The sequence below is a fragment of the Plantactinospora sp. A48 genome, assembly GCF_055793945.1.
This window is the reverse complement of the sequence record NZ_JBTIXF010000134.1, coordinates 1-1,419: the sequence shown is the minus strand read 5'-3', so window position 1 is coordinate 1,419 and position 1,419 is coordinate 1. Positions and strand designations below refer to the sequence as shown.

Genomic DNA, 1,419 nt, shown 5'->3' with positions numbered 1-1,419 from the left:
GGTTGCGTCCAGGGAAGTGGTGTACGACTTGCCCGTGATGGGCGTGTTGCGTAGATGAGAGACGGCCACCGCGCGATCCTTCGAGACGGCTAAGTCCGAGTGAAGGAGAGTGATGCGCGATGGCCGCATCTGAGAGTGTGAACCCTGTTGAGCTGCTGTGCGAGCAGATCGCGGGTGCGTCGCCTGATGTGTTGCAGGCGATGATCAAGACGTTCGCGCAGGCGGTGATGTCCGCTGAGGCGGACGCGGTCTGCGGCGCGGGGTATGGGCAGCGCAGCGATGAGCGGGTGAACTCGCGTAATGGATACCGTGTTCGGCAGTGGGACACGCGGGCCGGGACGATCGATCTGGCGATCCCGAAGCTGCGGCAGGGCTCCTACTTTCCGGACTGGTTGTTGACGCACCGGCGGCGAGCCGAGCAGGCCTTGGTATCGGTCGTGGCCACCTCCTACCTGCTCGGGGTGTCAACGCGGAGGGTGGAGAAGCTGGTCGAGCAGCTCGGGATCCGGCAGTTGTCGAAGTCGCAGGTCTCGGAGATGGCCGCTCACCTTGACGCGCAGGTCGAGGCGTTCCGCAACCGGCCCCTCGACTCGGGCCATTACACGTTCGTGTGGATGGACGCGTTGACGATGAAGGTCCGCGAGCACGGCCGCACCGTCAACGTCCACGCCCTGGTCGCGGTCGGGGTCAACGCCGACGGGCAACGCGAAGTGTTGGGCGTGGACGTGGCCGCGGATGAGGACGGCGCCGGCTGGTTGGCGTTCCTGCGGTCGTTGACCGCCCGCGGCCTGGCCGGTGTCCGTCTGGTCATCTCCGATGCCCACGCCGGCCTCGTGCAGGCCATCGGGGCGGCTCTGCCCGGGGCGTCGTGGCAGCGATGCCGCACCCATTACCTGCGGAATCTGCTGACGAAGGTGCCGAAGTCGGCGCAGCCATGGATAGCGACGCTGGTGCGAACGATCTTCGACCAGCCCGACGCCGACGCCGTGCACGCCCAGTACGGGCGGGTCGTGGCCACGATCGAAGCGAAGTTTCCCGCCGCCGCTGAACATCTCGATACCGCCCGCGACGACCTGCTGGCGTTCACCGGCTTCCCCCGCGAGATCTGGCGTCAGATCTGGTCGAACAACCCGCAGGAGAGGCTGAACAAGGAGATCCGCCGCCGCACCGACGTCGTCGGCATCTTCCCCAACCGGGCGGCGATCATCCGCCTCGTCGGCGCGGTCCTGGCTGAACAAACCGACGAGTGGACCGAAGGACGCCGCTACATGGGCCTGGAACTCCTGACCAAAGCCCGCCTGATCACCATCGACACCGACCAACACGACACCCAGCAGGCCGACCCGAACCCGATCGCCGCCTAACATCAAACCGGATCCCGCGATGGCCGTCTCTTACACCACTCGCGCGGACGCGACC

1 protein-coding gene is annotated in these 1,419 nt (G+C 66.5%); it reads left to right on the top strand.

Annotated elements, in window-relative coordinates; genetic code table 11:
- Positions 1–119 precede the first annotated feature (119 nt).
- Positions 120–1,364 carry an IS256 family transposase gene (locus tag ACXN5W_RS30290; RefSeq protein WP_473161805.1) on the top strand — a complete coding sequence of 415 codons (1,245 nt, stop codon included), beginning with the start codon at positions 120–122 and terminating at the stop codon, positions 1,362–1,364.
- Positions 1,365–1,419 lie beyond the last annotated feature (55 nt).